Origin of the sequence: Eisenbergiella sp. OF01-20 (assembly GCF_003478085.1) — a bacterium.
In the GTDB taxonomy this organism is placed as follows: Bacteria; Bacillota; Clostridia; order Lachnospirales; family Lachnospiraceae; genus Eisenbergiella.
Window position 1 is genome coordinate 1 of sequence record NZ_QUES01000086.1, and the last position, 1,891, is coordinate 1,891.

Sequence of the window (1,891 nt, forward strand, 5' to 3'; positions counted from 1 at the left end):
CGAAACAGAAACGGAGACCGAAGAACTGGAAGAAACCGAGGCGGAAGAAGGAACGAAAGAACTTTTTGTTGTGACATTTCTGGTAGAAGGAAAAGGCACAATTACCAATGCGGACGGAGACAAAATCGGTGACCAGACAGAAGTTGAGAGTAAGAAAGCACTTGAATTCTATGTTAATCCGGATGCGGGTTATGAAATAGCAGAAGTTGTTATTGATGGAACCGTCATTGCAAGAACGGATAATAAATATGCAGTTTCTCCTTCAAAGGATGTAGAAGTAAAAGTTACTTTTACGGAAAAGGAAGAAGAGGAAGAATATATTGAGACTATTGACACCGTAGAAGTAAACGGGGTGACAATAAAAGTAACTACTTATTCCGCAGGTGTCCTTCCGAAAGGCTACCAGGTGAAGGCAAGTGAGCTGGACGTATCTGCAGTGGAAGGGGCAGTGGAAGAAAAGCTGGAAGCTGAAGGAAAAGAATTGAATCAGCTCAGAGCTTTTGATATCACAATCCTGGATAAAGATGGAAAAGAAATTCAGCCTGCAGGAGGTGTAAGAGTAGAAATTATCGGTACAGGAGTAGAAGGAGAATCTGTCTCTGTGTTTCATATGGAAAACAGCGGTTCCGATGCAGAAATTGTTGCTAAGGACAGAACCTCCGGAGATGTAAGCTTTACCGCCAGCAGTTTTTCTTACTATATAGTAGCAGGAAGCACGGAAATAGCTTCTTATGCAAAATCAAATTCCTATAAACTATATTGCTATACCTTAATTCCCGGTTTACAGGAAGGAGTAAGCAGTAATCCGAATCAGGTATGGAATGGGATGGGGGTCGGCAGTATAAGCGGAGTGAACGCTCCTTCCAGATATAGTATTGGAAAAATAATAACAGGTCAGGGAAACATTACTTACCCTTCTTCTTATCCTGATATTAACGTAAGTGGTATAGCATATAAATATGCGGCCACAGGATCTGAGAATGCATATAAAGAAGGCTATTATACCATTGAATGGTTCCGTACAATTGTATCAGGGGGAGCAAATGCAGGGAATAATGGTGTAAACCCTGTTGTACCTTTTGAAACGAATACATTCCATTTAGACGGACAGATAACGCTGAATGAAAAAAGCAAATATACGGTAACTTTCCGTGTTCAGGAACCGGGAAATTCCGATTTTACGATTCAGTCCGATTATAGCCGCAGAGTGGTAAGCGGATACGCGGAACGTGATTTAAATAAGCCGCCTACAGAAAGAAAAGTAGTTAATGGAAAAGAATATATTTTTGAAGGATGGTATAGAGATAAGAATTGTACAATAAAAGCCGATTTTAATGGACAGATCACTGGAAATACCGATTACTATGGTAAATATATTCTGAATGAGAAGGTTTTCAAATATACAGTTAAGCATTGGGTGGATGGAGAAAACCGCGATGAAGATTCGGTATTGGTGGAAGTCGCTTTAAGCGAAGAGGCAGCTGGTATTAAAGATATTGAGTTAAAAAAATATTCCGGCTATAAATATGAAAGAAATGATAAAAATTTACAGCTCAATAAAAATAGGACGGCTTTAGTTGGAAAAGGAACGATTGAAAATGATGGAGTTATCAATGTATATTATACACTTAATGAAGACGCTAAGCTGAATTACCGTGTAGAGTATTACCTGGAAGGGATGGATGCCCCGTTTGACACCTTAAAGGATCAGAGTGTCCTGGTAGCGGAACCGGAAGTAAAGGCAGTAGCGGACAGCAGTAACGTACCGGCAGGATATACCCGGAGCAGAACCGCCCCGAAACTGCCGACAACCATAACAGCCAGCAACAATGTCATCAAGGTATACTATAAAGCAGATGAAAGCCAGAAGCTGGACTACCGTGTAGAGTAT

Annotated in this window: 1 pseudogene; it reads left to right on the forward strand. The window is 40.6% G+C overall.

Annotated features, from left to right (window positions below):
* A pseudogene (locus tag DXA36_RS33280) lies at positions 1-1,891 on the forward strand (hypothetical protein); the annotation flags it as partial.